Below are 15,256 nucleotides of genomic sequence, written 5' to 3' on the forward strand. Positions count from 1 at the left end.
ATGAATTTTTTAATTCCGGACCTCAAGAGTGAGTTCATCTCCAAGTTTAGGACTTTGCATTGAGTGATTTCATTTTGATTTATCGATCAAAGCAAATAATGGAATATCAGCCTATTCCCGTGATTTTTCCTATTTTTGCAAGCAAATCTCAAAAAGCAACGCAATTATTCCATAATGGCTGATTACAATTTTCAGGAAATAGAAAAAAAGTGGCAAACCTACTGGGAGCAAAACCAGATTTTCAATGCCCAAGTTGATGCGACAAAACCGAAGTTTTATTCCTTGGACATGTTCCCCTATCCTTCCGGAGCGGGCTTGCATGTCGGTCATCCACTTGGATACATCGCCTCTGACATCATCACGAGATTCAAGAGATTGCAGGGATACAATGTCCTTCATCCGATGGGTTATGATTCATTTGGACTTCCTGCAGAGCAATATGCCATTCAAACCGGACAACACCCCGCCATTACAACAGAGCAAAATATCCGGCGTTATACAGAACAGCTGAAGAATATCGGTTTTGCATTTGATTGGGACAAAGAAGTCAGGACTTCCGACCCAAGCTATTACAAGTGGACGCAGTGGATCTTTATGCAGCTGTTCAACAGCTATTATGATAAGGATGAGAACAAAGCCTTGAGCATTGCTTCATTGGTAGAAAAGTTTTCATCCGAAGGAAATGCAAATGTCCATGCGGTTTGCGATGAAGATACGCCCGAGTTTTCTGCTTCTGATTGGAACAATTTTAACGAAAAAGAACAACAGGAAATATTGTTGAAATACCGCTTGACTTTCCTCGCGGAGACCTCTGTCAACTGGTGCGCAGCCTTGGGAACGGTACTTTCCAATGATGAGGTCAAAGATGGTTTCTCCGAAAGAGGAGGCCATCCTGTGGAGCGCAAAAAAATGATGCAATGGAGCATGCGGATTACAGCCTATGCTGATAGGTTACTTCAAGGATTGGAAACAGTAGAATGGTCCGAACCCATCAAGGAAATGCAGCGAAACTGGATTGGAAAATCCATCGGTGCAGAGATGGTTTTTCAGGTCAAAGGACAGGATAAACTGATTAAAGTATTTACTACAAGGATAGACACCATTTATGGTGTGACCTATTTGGCATTGGCGCCTGAGCACGATTATGTCGGTGAACTGATCACCGATGACCAAAGGAAAACAGCGGAAGCCTATATAGAGACAGCTAAAAACCGATCCGAAAGAGACCGGATGTCAGATGTCAAAACCATCTCTGGGGCATTTACCGGATCTTATGCCATCAATCCTTTCAACGGGGAAGAAATCCAAATCTGGGTGGCCGATTATGTTTTGGCAGGATATGGCACAGGTGCAGTCATGGCTGTACCTGCACACGATGAGCGGGATTATAACTTTGCAAAGCACTTTGGATTAGAGATCAGGCAAGTAATTGCCGGAAGCATGGAAAACGGTTCCTTTCCCGGAAAAGGTGGAACCATCATCAACTCGGGATTCATCTCCAATATGGAAATGAAGGGGGCGATGAACAAGGCCATCGAATTCCTGGAAGAAAAGAAAATAGGAAACGGCAAAATCCAATACAGAATGCGGGATGCCATCTTTACGCGTCAGCGCTATTGGGGTGAGCCGCTACCGGTTTATTTCAAAGATGGTCTGCCTTACCTGATGGATGAAAAAGACCTGCCTTTGGTGTTGCCTGAGGTGGATAAATATTTGCCTACCGAAGATGGAGAACCACCACTTGGCAGGGCAAAAGACTGGAACTATAAAACTGCTGAGGGAGAATTCCCATTGGAAATGAGTACCATGCCTGGATGGGCGGGCTCAAGCTGGTATTTTTTCCGGTACATGGATCCGGGAAACACCGAGAAATTTGTATCCAAAGAAAAGGAGCAGTATTGGGGTTCGGTGGACCTTTACATCGGCGGTGCAGAACATGCGACCGGACATTTGCTGTATTCTCGGTTTTGGACCAAGTTCCTATTTGATATCGGTGCGGTAAGTATCGAAGAGCCATTCCAAAAGATGATCAATCAGGGAATGATTCAGGGCAGGTCCAATTTTGTATATAGGGTTAAGCCATTGATTATTGCTTCCAAAGATAGTGAAAGCGAAAAAGCAGTGCTTCCTATGCTATTTGTCTCAAAAAAATATCGAGATAATATTACAGAAGGTAAACTTCCAAAAGAAGATGAACTTCTAATCAAAGACAAATTCAAACAGCTCTTTGACAAACTGAATCCAAATTATTCAGATAGCTATTTGAAAAAAATTGAATTGTTGGAATTCCATGTCGATGTGAATATTGTCAATAACGACCAACTGAACATTGAGAAATTCAAAGCATGGAGACCTGACCTAAAGGACGCTGAATTTGTATTGGAAGACGGAAAATATATCTGCGGTGCAGAGGTGGAGAAAATGTCCAAGTCCAAATACAACGTAGTCAATCCAGACGACATTATTGAAAGGTATGGAGCCGACACGCTGAGATTATATGAGATGTTCCTTGGGCCTTTGGAGCAGTTCAAACCTTGGAATACCAACGGCATAGACGGGGTGTCCAAATTCCTGAAAAAGCTTTGGAGACTGTACCACGATACCAACGGGGAATTCAGCGTTTCCGAAGAAAAGGCCGGCAAAGAAGAACTCAAAACCCTTCATAAAACCATCAAAAAGACGCAGGAGGATCTGGAAAATTATTCCTTCAATACTTCAGTGGCGTCATTTATGATCTGTGTGAATGAATTGTCTGCTTTGAAATGCAACAAAAGAGAAATCCTTGAGCCTTTGGCCGTGATCGTTTCTCCTTATGCGCCGCATATTGCAGAGGAGCTTTGGACACTTTTGGGCCATTCCGAATCGATCATATTCACTTCTTTCCCTGAATTCAAAGAAGAATTCTTGGTGGAAAACAGCCACGAATATCCTGTTTCCATCAATGGAAAAATGCGGGTAAAACTCATGCTTCCACTTTCTTTGACCAAAGAAGAAATAGAAGAGGCTGCTTTGAAAGACGAGACAGTGCTGAAATGGACCGAAGGCAACGCCCCTAAAAAAGTGATTGTGGTACCTGGTAAGATTGTGAATATTGTGATTTGAGAAAGTTGAAAAGTTAATATGTTTCAAGGTTCAAAGGTTACCAATTGCCAATAACTCAATAACCATTAACTATTTCCCCATGAACCGGTTCTTTGTCGCTTTTGCTGCCATCGCATCCTCAGGAATATTTTCATATTCCTATTGGAGGGAGTGGATAGGTTACAAGATGCTTGGCGAGGAATTGGTTTTGCAAGCCGTTGAAAAAACCGAAGTCCCGTACTTTCATGCTTCCAAAGAAATATATCTGAAAGTATTGTTAGTTTTTGGCCTGGTTTTCGGTTCGATATTCATTGCTTCCATTCTGTTGACATATAAGCAAAAATGGGGATGGGTTTTTGGATGTTTTGTCCTCAGCATGCTTAGCATATTGGCAGTCATGATCAATGGCGCCATCAAGTAAGTTAAAAATGAAATTAAATCCTTTATCATGGAAATAGTAAAAAACACAGTGGTAGGGCTGACCTACGAACTTAAAGTCAGCAAAGAAGAAGACGAAATAGAGTCAGTTCCCTTCAGTGTGGAAGTCCGAGACCATGAAGACCCTTTTTACTTCATATTTGGATTTAGTGGATTGCCGGAAAAATTTGAAGAACTGTTGGCCGGAAAAAGCCAAGGTGAAAGTTTCAGCTTCACCATCTCCGCCCAAGATGCTTACGGTGAACCTGACGATGAAATGATCATGGCATTGCCCAAAGACCAGTTTTCAGCCGCGGCAGGATTCGAGCCGGAGATGTTGGAAGAAGGAAATTTTCTTCCCCTTGTGGATGAAAATGGCTATCCCATGCAGGCAAAAGTATTAAAAGATCTTGGGTCAGAAATATTATTGGACTTCAACCATCCTTTGGTGGGTTTTGACCTCCATTTTGACGGGGAAGTATTTGAGGTAAGGGAAGCAACTCCTGAAGAACTTGACCACGGTCATGTCCGCGGAGACCACGGACATCAGCATTGAGTAATGTTATAAATGGATCATTACCAAAGTTCAAAACTTTGGTAATGATTATTTTCTAAATCAATCTGTTGATTATTATTCAGGATAATTTAAGAAAAATCACTTATTTTAAACTCAAAACTGTTCTTCTATGAAATCGTACCAATTCACTGAACAAATTGAAAAAGACAAAGAATCCGACCTTTATATAGGGATAGTTCCAAATCTCCCGGGAGCCCATACTCAGGCAAAAACTCTCGATGAACTGCAGGTCAATCTAAAAGAAGTCATTGAATTGTGTTTGGAAGAAATGACTGCAGAGGAAATCCAAAAGGTCTTTCAGAGTTAATAAGATTATATTTTATCTTTTCCAAAGCCTTAAGCTTTGGAAAAGGAAATCTCTTTTCCTTTCTCCCATTTCAAAAATACTTTTTCTCCTTCTGAAAAAAGCCTCTTTTTATCCTCAATTTTCCACACTGTTCCGTCAGTCAGTTTTACCATCAACTGGTTATAATGCACCAGATATTGCCTCTCTATAATTTTGGCAGGAATGCCGCTTGTCTTGAATAATTGAACATCTGAAGGCCGGATATAGGTTTTTTCTTTATTGGGAAGGGGATTCAAATGACTGAAAAGCTTTGCTGCGTACAGGTTTTTTGGTTTGGAAAAAATCTCCTCAGGATGGCCTTTTTGGATCAGTTTTCCTTTTTGCATGATCACCAAGTCATTGGTCATCTGCAGCGCATCATCCAAGTCATGGGTAACAAAAATTACGGTGACTCCAATATCCTGAAACATGATCTTCAGTTCCATGATCAATTCCCGCCGCTGTATGGTATCCAAACTTGAAAACGGTTCATCCAACAACAACACCTGCGGCTCCACACTCAATGCCCTTCCGATCGCTACTTTCTGCTGCTGTCCTCCTGAAAGATGCCTTGGTAATTTGTCTCTAAACGCCTTCAACCCCAACATTTCCAACAGCATTTCCAGCCTGCTTTCCTTGTATTTTTTATCAAAAAGCAACAAAGGTCTCAAGATATTCTCCTCGACAGTTGATTTGGGATAGAGATGATAGTCCTGATAGACCAATTGGATTTCGTCTATTCCTGGTACTAGTTGCTCTTTCGGATTTTGAACTCTGACACCATTGAGAAATACTTCACCTTCATTCCTGCTTTCCTGACCGGCAATGATTCTCAGCAAGGTACTTTTACCTGAACCGCTCTCGCCCACCAAGGAAATGATTTGGCCTTTTGGGATTTCCAATGAAAAATTTTTGATTATAGGCAGCCCTTCCTGAAAGCTTTTTTGGATGGAATCGATTTTGAGGTAGCTCATGGCATTAGGATACTTTCTCTGTTTTTCTTCGGTAAGCTATTCAAAATCAAATCATAGGAATGGTCAACCAATTCTAAAATCAACTTATCCGAAACTGACCCATCAAACATTACCGTATTCCAATGCTTCTTGTTCATATGGTATCCGGGCACAATCCCACGGTGTTTTTCCCGGAGTTCAACGGCCCTTTCAGGATCACATTTGAGGTTGACACTTTCAAAAAGCTCAATGTCAATGATGGCAAAAATCTTTCCTCCCACCTTGAAGCATAGGGTATTTTCATCGAAAGGCGTATCCTCGGAAGCTCCCGATTTGGACAGACAATATTCCCTAAAAAAGGTAATGTTCATGGGAAATAGAGGTAGTGGTTGATCGGTTATTGGTTATTTGGGTAAAGGTAAAAAGTAATGAGGAAGAAGTAAAAGGAAAAAAATGGCAGATTGGTTTAAGTGCAGCGTTTAAAAATATAAACGATGATGGCGGCCAAAAACATCAGAATAGAAATCTTATTGATGCCATGCATCATTCGGAGATTGAAATTGGATGGTTTGTTGGGATCAGGTTTCTGAAAAACCCGGATAAAATAATGCCCGATTTCCCCTAGTTTAAAAAACTCTTTTAATCTGCTGTTTGACATATTTATGGTTTTTAGAAATTGGTTATTGAGTTATAGGTGTGAATCCGACCGTATTGATGTAAGTATTTATAAATAAGTCAACAGACCACAGTTTATTGTCCACCACGTGAAATTGATTTTTCAAAACATATCTCAAAATTTCACTGGATTAAGAATTGAACACTGTTTTCTGACCACTGTATCAAACCTCCGGTTCGATCCACATTCCGTCTTTCCGGATGATTTCAATCAGTTCGTCTACAGCCCTTTCGGAAGGAACAGATTTTTTTACTACTTCTTTCCCTTTGTATAAGGTTATTTTTCCTTTTCCTGAACCCACATACCCGAAATCAGCATCTGCCATTTCACCGGGACCGTTGACTATACATCCCATGATACCGATTTTGACACCTTTAAGGTGGTCTGTCCTTTTGCGGATCATAGCTGTGGTTTCCTGAAGATCGAATAAAGTCCTTCCACATGAAGGGCAGGAAATATATTCTGTCTTGGACATCCTGGTTCTGGCAGCCTGAAGTACACCAAAGCCTATAGAATTTTGTAATTTGATCTGAGCCAAAATCTGCTCTCTCTCACGGCCTTCATAGGCTCCGATTCCCAACATGATACCTTCGCCCAAACCATCGACCAACAAGCCACCTACGTCCGTTGCAGCATAAAGCATAGTTTTGTCTGAGTCTTGAACGGGATAATTTACCATTACAACCACCGGAGCCAAGCAATGGTTTTCCATCAAGGAAATAAAAGCCCGACGGAGAGCGGCCATTTTATGCGGATTGTCACTCTGCAAAATAACGACGACATCTTTTCTACCTTCCAAAAACGGAAGAGCATCATATATTTCCAAGTCTGAAAGCATCAGAAAATTCAATCCATAATGGAAATTTGTCGCTATCTTAAATTCAGGAAGTGTAAAAGCAGGAAACTTATTGACCTGATCTTCTGAATGTAGCCAATTGTTAAAATATTGAACCTCCTTCATCCCATTTGGCAACATGAATGGAATTGGATTGGCGCCTGAAAAGACGTAATCGGCACCCTGATCGTTCATTTTCCATTTGTCCAACTCAGGCAAGTAGAAGTGTCCGATGTTCTTCATTTCCTTTTCAGTGATGTTGGCTACTGCAGAAATATCTGCAATCACCCTAGGAACATTGCTGCCACCAAAGTTAAAAACCTCTATCGTATCTCTTTTATTGTGTTCAAAAGGTGTGATGGGAAAGTGATGTAGCTCCTCAATCGGTGTATGACCATTTCTCTCGTCGTATCGGTCCACCAAAGACTTTGCAACGGGCGCTTCAAACTCCGGATCTTCTGTCAACGAAACACGCACGGTATCTCCTAATCCATCTTCCAACAAAGTCCCAATCCCTACAGCAGACTTGATTCTTCCGTCTTCCCCATCTCCTGCCTCGGTCACTCCCAAATGCAGGGGATATGGCTTAAATCCACCTTCATCCAACTTCTGCACCAATAACCTGTAAGCCTGCACCATGACTTGGGTATTGGAAGATTTCATTGAAATGACAATATCATGGTAATTCTCATCTTCACAAATCCTCAAAAACTCCAAAGCAGATTCTACCATTCCGAGTGGAGTGTCACCATAACGGCTCATAATCCTGTCTGAAAGCGAACCGTGGTTGGTTCCTATACGCATGGCGGTTCCGTATTCTTTACAGATTTTGACTAGGGGAAGAAATCTTTCCCTGATGCGGTCCAATTCTTCCTGATAGCTTTCGTCAGTATATTCTATGACCTCAAATTTCTTTTTATCAGCATAGTTTCCCGGATTGATCCGCACTTTTTCCACGATTTTTGCAGCGATTTCGGCTGCATTGGGGGTAAAATGGATATCAGCGACCAAAGGAGTATTGTAACCCCTTTTCTTAAGCTCGTTTTTGATGTTTTGGAGATTTTCAGCCTCCTTCATGCTAGGTGCAGTGATTCGGATCAGCTGACAACCGCTTTCTATCATTCTGATACATTGCTCTACAGAACCCAAGGTATCCATCGTATCCACTGTAGTCATTGACTGCACCACGATGGGATTATCACCTCCAATGACCACATCACCCACCTTGACAGGGATGGTTTTCCTACGGGAATATGCCGTAAGGCTATTGCAATATTTGATTTTTTCCAATACTAATTTGGTTTCCATACCGGTCATAAGTCTCCTAATTGGGGTCTGATCACTATTTCTTCAACAACAGAATAAGGCGAAAGGTTATAGGCTGCCCATACAGATTCGGCAATATCATCGGATTTCATAAAACGCTCTTCAGGAATATCCACTCCTTCCCAACTTGCCGTATAGGTAGCGCCTGGCAATACCGAGGTCACTTTGATATTATAATTTTTTAATTCTTCTCTCAGGCATTTTGTAAAACCCAACATTGCCCATTTGGATATTGCATAGCTCCCGCCGTTGGCATAAGCAGTCAATCCGGCTATGGAACCGATCGAAAAGATATGCCCTGATTTCCTAGCCATCATTTCGGAAGTAAATGCCCTAGTTAGGTAATAGGCGGAGAAAAGATTGGTCTGCATCATCAGTTCAAAATTACCATCCGGCTCAGAATGGATAGAACCGGGATAAAAAACACCAGTGTTATTAATGATAACATCCGGGAAAGTTATTTTTTTCACAAATTCAGAAAATGCATGTACTTCTTCCTTTTTGGAAAGGTCTGCAGAAAAAATATGGATATTCTGACCGGGAAATTGGGATTCAAAATCACGCTTCAAATTTTCCAAATCTCCTAAATGACGTGCACAAGTAAAAACATCAAAACCTTCTGCGCCAAACTTCTCAATAATAGCGCGCCCAATTCCTTTTGTACCTCCCGTAACCAATATGCTTTTTGACATTATGCTTTTTAATTGAAATAAATTTGATGGTGATTATTCTATTGGAATAAGAATTGGGCTTTAGTTTGACAAGCAACCCTTCTTCAATTCCAAATTTGACCCATGGGGTTTACTTAGTATTTCAATAGTTAGTATAACAACTATCTATTGGAAACAAAGTTACATTTTTTTAAAAACTTTGCGAACTTAAACGTTTATTCCCGGGTGCTATAGGTTTTTTGTTCTTATTTTTAGCAATATGGATAATCAGATTACAGACAGGTTGGAATTGGCAGCACACTTTGTGAACAGCACCAATAGCCCTATATTTTTGACGGGAAAGGCCGGAACAGGCAAAACCACATTTCTCAGAAAGCTTGCTGACCTTACACACAAGCGCTTTGTGATTCTTGCTCCGACCGGTATCGCGGCTCTACATGCCAAAGGAGTCACCATACATTCCCAGTTTTTACTTCCTTTTGGGACATTTCTTCCCACCCGAGAGCCTGAGGGTAATTTCTCCAACAGTGGTAATTTCTTCACTCAATTTACTTTAGGCAGGAGACATCCCTTAAATATGGCAAGAAAAAAGGTCCTGAAAGCTGTGGATCTGATCATCATCGATGAGGTCAGCATGCTGAGGGCGGATATTCTCGATGCGATTGATTACCGGATGCGCAGTGTAAAAAGAAATTTTGAAGAGCCTTTTGGCGGGATCCAGGTCCTGATGATTGGGGATTTGTTTCAATTGCCCCCTATTGTGAAGGACCACGAATGGCAGGTCCTGAACAAATTTTACAAAAGCATGCATTTTTTTGAATCCCAAGCGATTCGCCAATCAGGAATGGTTTATTTGGAATTGGACAAAATCTTCCGACAAAAGGACGAGAAATTCATCACGATTCTGAATCATCTCCGCGACAACGAAGCCACCGCAGCAGATATCGCTTTTTTGAACACCTTTTATAAAACAGAGGAGGAAATCAAAAACTTAAGAGACACTATTATCATCACCACACACAATTATAAAGCTGAAGAACACAACCAAAAGGAATTGGCAGCGCTCAAAACCAAATCCCATACTTTTGAGGCGGTGATTGAAAAGGATTTTCCGGAAAGCCTTTATCCCATACCAAAGGTCTTGGAGCTAAAAGAAGGTGCCCAGATCATGTTTATCAAAAATGATACAAGCGGTTTTTCAGAATATTTTAATGGAAAAATGGCTACTGTCAAAACCATCGACGGAGACGAAATAATGGTCCGTTTGGCTGACAGTTCGATAGAATACAAGTTGCGGAAAGAAATTTGGGAGAACAAAAAGTATAAAGTCAACGAGGAAACCAAGGAGCTTGAAGAGGATGTGATCGGGACTTTTGAGCAGTATCCTATTAAGCTTGCTTGGGCTGTTACAGTACACAAAAGCCAAGGATTGACCTTTGACCAGGCCATCATTGATGTAGGGCAGGCTTTTGCTCCGGGCCAAGTATATGTGGCCTTGAGTAGGTTGCGCGGTTTGGATGGGCTTACCTTGCGTACCCGCATCCAATCCCATGTCATCAACAGTGACCGGGATGTAGTCAACTTTACCCAGACAACACAAGATCAAGAGCCTTTGGAGAGACTGCTCTCCATCCATCAAAAGAAGTATATGACAAAGCTTTTGGAAAGCACTTTTGAATTTGGTGAAATCCTTCAAGCTATCACAGTTTTCAACAAGGACTTTGGTGGAAGTACGGAGTTTGAAGATCCGGAAATGCAAAAAGCTGTTTCAGAAATCTATGAAGGAATTCTTCAGGAAAACGAAAACACGTATAAATTTCAACGCCAACTCCTGCAAATCCTACAAATAAACGACGAAGAAAAACTTTTGGTAAGGTTGGAAAAAGGAAGCTTATACTATGCCAAATTGCTTCAAGAAAGCCTCAAAAAGCTACTGATCCACGCGGGAGAGGTAGAACGTTTTACGAGAAGTAAGGGCTATTTGGAAGGAATTTCAGAAATTGAGTTGATGATATTTAAGAAATTAACTGAAGTGAAAAAAGTAACTTTTTTAATTCCCGCAATTCTCAATGGTGAGGAAATCGGAAAAATGGACAAGGTAAACCAAGAGCTTATACACCTTCGTCTTTCTTTGGCACAGGCAGCAAAACAGGCTGCTAAGGATAATCCAAAGTTTGCTACTAACAAAACAGGGAGAAAAAAGAAAGAAAAAGGGGGAGCAAAACTCAAAATGGAAAAAGGAGAAACATATGAAATTACCTATAAACTGAGCAGAACAGGAAAGTCTATTAATGAAATCGCCGAAGAACGTGGCCTTGCAGAGTCTACCATAAGGAGTCATTTGGCCAAAGGAATAGCGGAAGGGAAAGTATCCATTCATTCACATATGAGTGAGGAAGAAATACACGAAATAAGTGATTTGATAAAATCCAAGAATGGAGATATTGCCTTAGTCCGACAGGAATTCCCGGCAAAATATGACTATGGAACATTGAAAATGGTTGCAAACTATGTGGAAAAGAGGAAAGATGAAAATTAAAAACCACTTGTTTAACCCTTCAATTTGCCATGAAATTTAATTCAAATATGGGTTTTGTTTGCGTGCGCCCAGATATGGAAGGAATACATCACGTTTTTAGTAAAAAAAAGATACAGGATCCAATACTCCTGTATCTTAATTCGTCAATTTTCAAAATAATGGTTTGATCAAACTTGATCAAAAAAAAGAGAATGAAAATCTAAAGCAAAAGGATTTAAAAACATTACCAAAATCCATTTTGGTCATTCTTTATATTGATTAAGTTATTGCTTTCTGTTTCATTGGATTTATGAGAGTTATTGTATACTTTCTGGGAAATCGTATCCAATAAATCAGTGCTGTTGTCATGATTTTCACAATTGCTATTATTCTTACCCAATGACAATCTTGAAAGTTCATTATTAGGGATTTTTTTGGAAAAAGGCACATTGCCTTTTCCTTTTCCCTGAGCCATAACATAACCATAGACTTTTGCGCCTGATTCCATTATGATGGTTTCGGTATCCAGGTCGCCCTCGACAACTGCAGAGGAACCAATACTGACATACGTTTTAGACTTTATATCTCCAATAACAACCCCTAAGACATCAACACTTTCACCCTCTACTGATCCCAAAACATGCGCTCCAATTCCAATAATGACCCTAGAATCTGAAATAATACAACCAGTAATATTTCCTTCAACTCTAATATCATCCTTGGTTTTTAGATCCCCAACAAATTGAACATCTTTACCTATGATCGTAACTTGATTGATAACAGAACTATAATCCTTCTCTCTTTTCGAAAACATAATTTAGATTTTTATGTCCTTAGAAAAACTTGCAATAACTGTTGTAGCATTTCCTATATCAATTCCAACTGCTCTGCTCTCATCTCCACCGTTAGAGGCCAAACTGTTATAGCAATAACCGATTGCAGCAAGATATGCAGCATTTTCGGGGACAACGACATCTACTATTCCGTCAAACTCTAATTTGAAATATTCGACCAAATCCTCATAAAAAGCACCCCCTCCCGCAAGGAACATCTTAGAAGCTTTTGAAAAATCGCTGTCATCAAAAGCTTTCCTCAATGCAGGAGAAACTATGTCATCATAATATTGCTTAAGTACAAGTTTTTTTAATTCTTTTAGATCTACTCTTTTCCTGTTTAAAAAAATGAAAGAATTTCTAAAAGCAGTATCTAGCTGATGCTCATTCTTTAAATCCAGGTAATAATTCTTTGATAACTCTACCTGCATTAGATTGATCGCATACCTTAATCCATAAGTCGATATTGCAGAACGCTGTACCAATCCACCATCTGCAGTGCTTACTATGGCTTCGAAAGTACCATAACCCAAACTAACCATAAAAAAATTTCCGGATGCCACATTTTGTTTTCTCAAAGCCAATGCACATCCAACAACTTCAGGCATAACATTGGCAATATCAACCTCAACCATCGTTTTTCTTTTAGATCCGTTTGAAAATGTAGACGAATCAAATTCAATCATATGCTCTTTGGCAATATTGGATTTAGCATCATTTTTATACAATTGGTAAGTTGAAAAAGGAAACCCTGTAGTCACTGTAATTGGATTTCCAAGTTTTTGAGACCCTATCAACAAACCAGCCTTTAACAACAAATTATAGTCAAGTTCATCAGGAGCACTATTTATATTCCGGTGAGGGGAAACACCTTCATTAAGCGCCAAATTACCAACGATATAATCAATATTATTGTGTGTAATTTTAAGGCCGTTGATAAAATCTTTGGAGACGAATCTCAACTCTGCATTATTACTTTCAAATACACTTGGGATTTGTTCTATTTCTAAATTATTCATATACAATATATTAAATACTTTTTTTTACCTATGTTCAAACAGGGGTATAAACCCTGTGTGACCGGATTACTTCCTTTCATCCTTTATTTGTTCATCAATAACCTATCTTTTCTTTTTTTTATATCATTCTCCATGAAATTTTGCCTGTAGATTGAAAATTCATATATATAATCGGAGAACGGTTCAATATTTAGTTTGTATTCCTTTCTTAATTTTGGAACTAAAAAAAAGATATAGGAACAAAGCAAAGTCATTAAAATATCAAAGAGTACAGAAATTGAAGCAACACATGAACTGTAAAGGCTATTATTTTTAGTGTATTTGCCACTATTACTTAAGCTATTTATTTGAACCAATAATTCAGGCGCTTGCAATAAAACCATTGGGTCATAAAAAACTAATTTGTCATCTCCGTGATTAACTGCCTGATCTATGGTACTAGAAAAAACGGGTGTCTGGAAAATGGTCAGGAGAAGAAGAAATAGATACTTATTAATCATTCTTTATTTTTATTATAAATGAATAATATGCATTGCCGCTAATTTAAACATAGTTACGAGAGACTAACATTCCAACCAAATCCGTTAAGCTGTAGTAAGAATCCTGTATTTGCAAAATGGCTAAGGTTTTATTGAGTCAACTGCATTGAATAACTTAACATCAATCCAATAATATTTAAAAGAATAAACTTAAAGTGGTAAATAAATCATAGCAGTAAAATCAAAGTTAAATTCACTTGAAACAAAATTGAATCAAATGTGTAAATATTTTAATTTTTTGCACTTTTTTGTAAATAATGTAGCGCTTTTGCCTGCTAAAAAAATCAATTACACTCTTTCAAATTTGAGATAAAACTCAGTAGGGTTTTCTGCCTGACACACTAATACCTTAACATTTGACACTGAAGTAGAGATTGAAAATTCCTTTATTTATGGAATTGAAATTTAAAAAAATAAATAAGAATCAGAATAACCGTAATATTGAACATTAGGATTTAGAAGACTTGTGATGGGTATGTTCGACCAAGAAACCTTTGATAGTTACCTAACTAGGAATGGTTAGACTATGTGAATCCAAGCAGATCTTTAAAATAAATTAAAAGAAGTAAAAAAATAGCCCAAAAAATGACATTGTTGAAATCATTAGTGAATTTACTTTCATAGCTTTTTCTGTGTTTTCCGATTTTTGGTATTCTCAATGATAAGTTATTTTGAAAAATTTTTCTTTAACCGTACTTTTTATCGCCTCTATTCGCAGGCTAAGTATTGTGTCAAAATTGTTGGGTGACTAAGTAGGATTTACCTTACATACACCAAGTCCATAACAAAAAATGATCCTAAGGGGTCATTTCCAACCGCCTTTTCCACCCTTTTATCCCTCCGTCCAGGATAGAATCGGGATGCAATTAGACTATTTAACTAAAGGCTCAAACGAAAGGTAATTTTTGGTTATTTGAATTATAAATTCTACTAAACAGAAAGGTGAAGAATGAATCAACACATAGGCCATTGCCATTTTAAACATAGACAGGGATCGTAGGTGGAGGCGACTATACGGTGGTCTTTTAAGTCTTTGTAATCTTTGTTCCTTTGTTGTTCTGAAAAATTCTGTGATCCTCAGAATTGGTGGTAAGCCCTAAACGCAAAAAGACTCCCGGGGATTATCTGAGGGTCTGAATAATGTGGCGGCGGCCTACTCTCCCGTGCGCCGTGGCGTACCGGTACCACCGGCGCTGCGGGCCTGCCCGGCTTTGGCGGGGCTTATCCGCCCCGGCAGATCGGGGCAGCAAGAGGCGGATTGATATCATTACAGTAATGGAATCCTCCCTTTGTCCCCTTTGTTTCTTTGTTGTTCAGGAAAATCCTGTGGTCTGTAGGATCGCGTTGGGTCCTAAAAGCAAAAAGACCCTCAGAAGTAAATCTGAGGGTCTCAATAATGTGGCGGCGGCCCTACTCTCCCGTGCGCCGTGGCGTACCGGTACCACCTGCGCTGCGGGCCTGCCCGGCTTTGGCGGGGCTTATCCGC

The 15,256-nt window shown here is 39.6% G+C and carries 12 protein-coding genes; 5 read left to right on the forward strand and 7 right to left on the reverse strand.

What is annotated here, in order from left to right; all coding sequences use genetic code 11:
- The first annotated feature begins 174 nt into the window (after positions 1-174).
- The 4 genes from MMU07_RS16060 (at position 175) to MMU07_RS16075 (ending at position 4,382) form a co-directional block, all read left to right on the forward strand.
- Complete coding sequence (locus MMU07_RS16060; protein WP_241127178.1) at positions 175-3,102, forward strand: leucine--tRNA ligase; 2,928 nt, start codon at positions 175-177, stop codon at positions 3,100-3,102.
- 79 nt (positions 3,103-3,181) lie between these two features.
- The gene (locus MMU07_RS16065) at positions 3,182-3,502 is read left to right on the forward strand and encodes a hypothetical protein (protein WP_241127180.1); all 321 of its coding nucleotides are present in this window, start codon (positions 3,182-3,184) and stop codon (positions 3,500-3,502) included.
- A gap of 27 nt (positions 3,503-3,529) precedes the next feature.
- On the forward strand, positions 3,530-4,054 hold the full coding sequence (locus tag MMU07_RS16070; protein ID WP_241127182.1) for an FKBP-type peptidyl-prolyl cis-trans isomerase: 525 nt from the start codon (positions 3,530-3,532) through the stop codon (positions 4,052-4,054).
- A gap of 130 nt (positions 4,055-4,184) precedes the next feature.
- Positions 4,185-4,382: a type II toxin-antitoxin system HicB family antitoxin gene (locus MMU07_RS16075; protein WP_241127184.1), complete on the forward strand. Its 198-nt coding sequence runs from the start codon at positions 4,185-4,187 to the stop codon at positions 4,380-4,382.
- 29 nt (positions 4,383-4,411) lie between these two features.
- Here MMU07_RS16075 and MMU07_RS16080 read toward each other — a convergent pair whose 3' ends face one another.
- From MMU07_RS16080 to MMU07_RS16100, 5 genes are all read right to left on the reverse strand, one after another.
- On the reverse strand, positions 4,412-5,374 hold the full coding sequence (locus tag MMU07_RS16080) for an ABC transporter ATP-binding protein (protein WP_241127186.1): 963 nt from the start codon (positions 5,372-5,374) through the stop codon (positions 4,412-4,414).
- Positions 5,371-5,724 (reverse strand): MmcQ/YjbR family DNA-binding protein, encoded by a 354-nt coding sequence (locus tag MMU07_RS16085; protein WP_241127189.1) that lies wholly within the window; start codon positions 5,722-5,724, stop codon positions 5,371-5,373. The genes MMU07_RS16080 and MMU07_RS16085 overlap by 4 nt, the downstream gene beginning before the upstream one ends.
- Before the next feature lie 95 nt (positions 5,725-5,819).
- Positions 5,820-6,011 carry a DUF6728 family protein gene (locus MMU07_RS16090; protein WP_241127191.1) on the reverse strand — a complete coding sequence of 64 codons (192 nt, stop codon included), beginning with the start codon at positions 6,009-6,011 and terminating at the stop codon, positions 5,820-5,822.
- Positions 6,012-6,192: 181 nt separating this feature from the next.
- Positions 6,193-8,172 (reverse strand): (E)-4-hydroxy-3-methylbut-2-enyl-diphosphate synthase, encoded by a 1,980-nt coding sequence (ispG, locus tag MMU07_RS16095; RefSeq protein WP_241127199.1) that lies wholly within the window; start codon positions 8,170-8,172, stop codon positions 6,193-6,195.
- Positions 8,173-8,177: 5 nt separating this feature from the next.
- Positions 8,178-8,882 carry an SDR family oxidoreductase gene (locus tag MMU07_RS16100; RefSeq protein WP_241127201.1) on the reverse strand — a complete coding sequence of 235 codons (705 nt, stop codon included), beginning with the start codon at positions 8,880-8,882 and terminating at the stop codon, positions 8,178-8,180.
- Between the two features lie 238 nt (positions 8,883-9,120).
- On the opposite strand from MMU07_RS16100, the gene MMU07_RS16105 reads away from it, so the two are divergent.
- Positions 9,121-11,400 carry a helix-turn-helix domain-containing protein gene (locus MMU07_RS16105; protein ID WP_241127205.1) on the forward strand — a complete coding sequence of 760 codons (2,280 nt, stop codon included), beginning with the start codon at positions 9,121-9,123 and terminating at the stop codon, positions 11,398-11,400.
- A gap of 223 nt (positions 11,401-11,623) precedes the next feature.
- On the opposite strand, the gene MMU07_RS16110 is transcribed toward MMU07_RS16105, so the two are convergent.
- Complete coding sequence (locus MMU07_RS16110) at positions 11,624-12,193, reverse strand: bactofilin family protein (RefSeq protein WP_241127207.1); 570 nt, start codon at positions 12,191-12,193, stop codon at positions 11,624-11,626.
- A gap of 3 nt (positions 12,194-12,196) precedes the next feature.
- Complete coding sequence (locus MMU07_RS16115) at positions 12,197-13,231, reverse strand: ParM/StbA family protein (RefSeq protein WP_241127209.1); 1,035 nt, start codon at positions 13,229-13,231, stop codon at positions 12,197-12,199.
- Positions 13,232-15,256: the final 2,025 nt, after the last annotated feature.

Origin of the sequence: Cognataquiflexum nitidum (assembly GCF_022538055.1) — a bacterium.
Classification (GTDB): domain Bacteria; phylum Bacteroidota; class Bacteroidia; order Cytophagales; family Cyclobacteriaceae; genus Cognataquiflexum; species Cognataquiflexum nitidum.

Bases quoted from the DNA above. Each gene is read 5' to 3' on its own strand.
- MMU07_RS16060 (WP_241127178.1), top strand. From the start codon at position 175: ATGGCTGATTACAATTTTCAGGAAATAGAAAAAAAGTGGCAAACCTAC.
- MMU07_RS16065 (WP_241127180.1), top strand. From the start codon at position 3,182: ATGAACCGGTTCTTTGTCGCTTTTGCTGCCATCGCATCCTCAGGAATA.
- MMU07_RS16070 (WP_241127182.1), top strand. From the start codon at position 3,530: ATGGAAATAGTAAAAAACACAGTGGTAGGGCTGACCTACGAACTTAAA.
- MMU07_RS16075 (WP_241127184.1), top strand. From the start codon at position 4,185: ATGAAATCGTACCAATTCACTGAACAAATTGAAAAAGACAAAGAATCC.
- MMU07_RS16080 (WP_241127186.1), bottom strand. From the start codon at position 5,374: ATGAGCTACCTCAAAATCGATTCCATCCAAAAAAGCTTTCAGGAAGGG.
- MMU07_RS16085 (WP_241127189.1), bottom strand. From the start codon at position 5,724: ATGAACATTACCTTTTTTAGGGAATATTGTCTGTCCAAATCGGGAGCT.
- MMU07_RS16090 (WP_241127191.1), bottom strand. From the start codon at position 6,011: ATGTCAAACAGCAGATTAAAAGAGTTTTTTAAACTAGGGGAAATCGGG.
- ispG (WP_241127199.1), bottom strand. From the start codon at position 8,172: ATGGAAACCAAATTAGTATTGGAAAAAATCAAATATTGCAATAGCCTT.
- MMU07_RS16100 (WP_241127201.1), bottom strand. From the start codon at position 8,882: ATGTCAAAAAGCATATTGGTTACGGGAGGTACAAAAGGAATTGGGCGC.
- MMU07_RS16105 (WP_241127205.1), top strand. From the start codon at position 9,121: ATGGATAATCAGATTACAGACAGGTTGGAATTGGCAGCACACTTTGTG.
- MMU07_RS16110 (WP_241127207.1), bottom strand. From the start codon at position 12,193: ATGTTTTCGAAAAGAGAGAAGGATTATAGTTCTGTTATCAATCAAGTT.
- MMU07_RS16115 (WP_241127209.1), bottom strand. From the start codon at position 13,231: ATGAATAATTTAGAAATAGAACAAATCCCAAGTGTATTTGAAAGTAAT.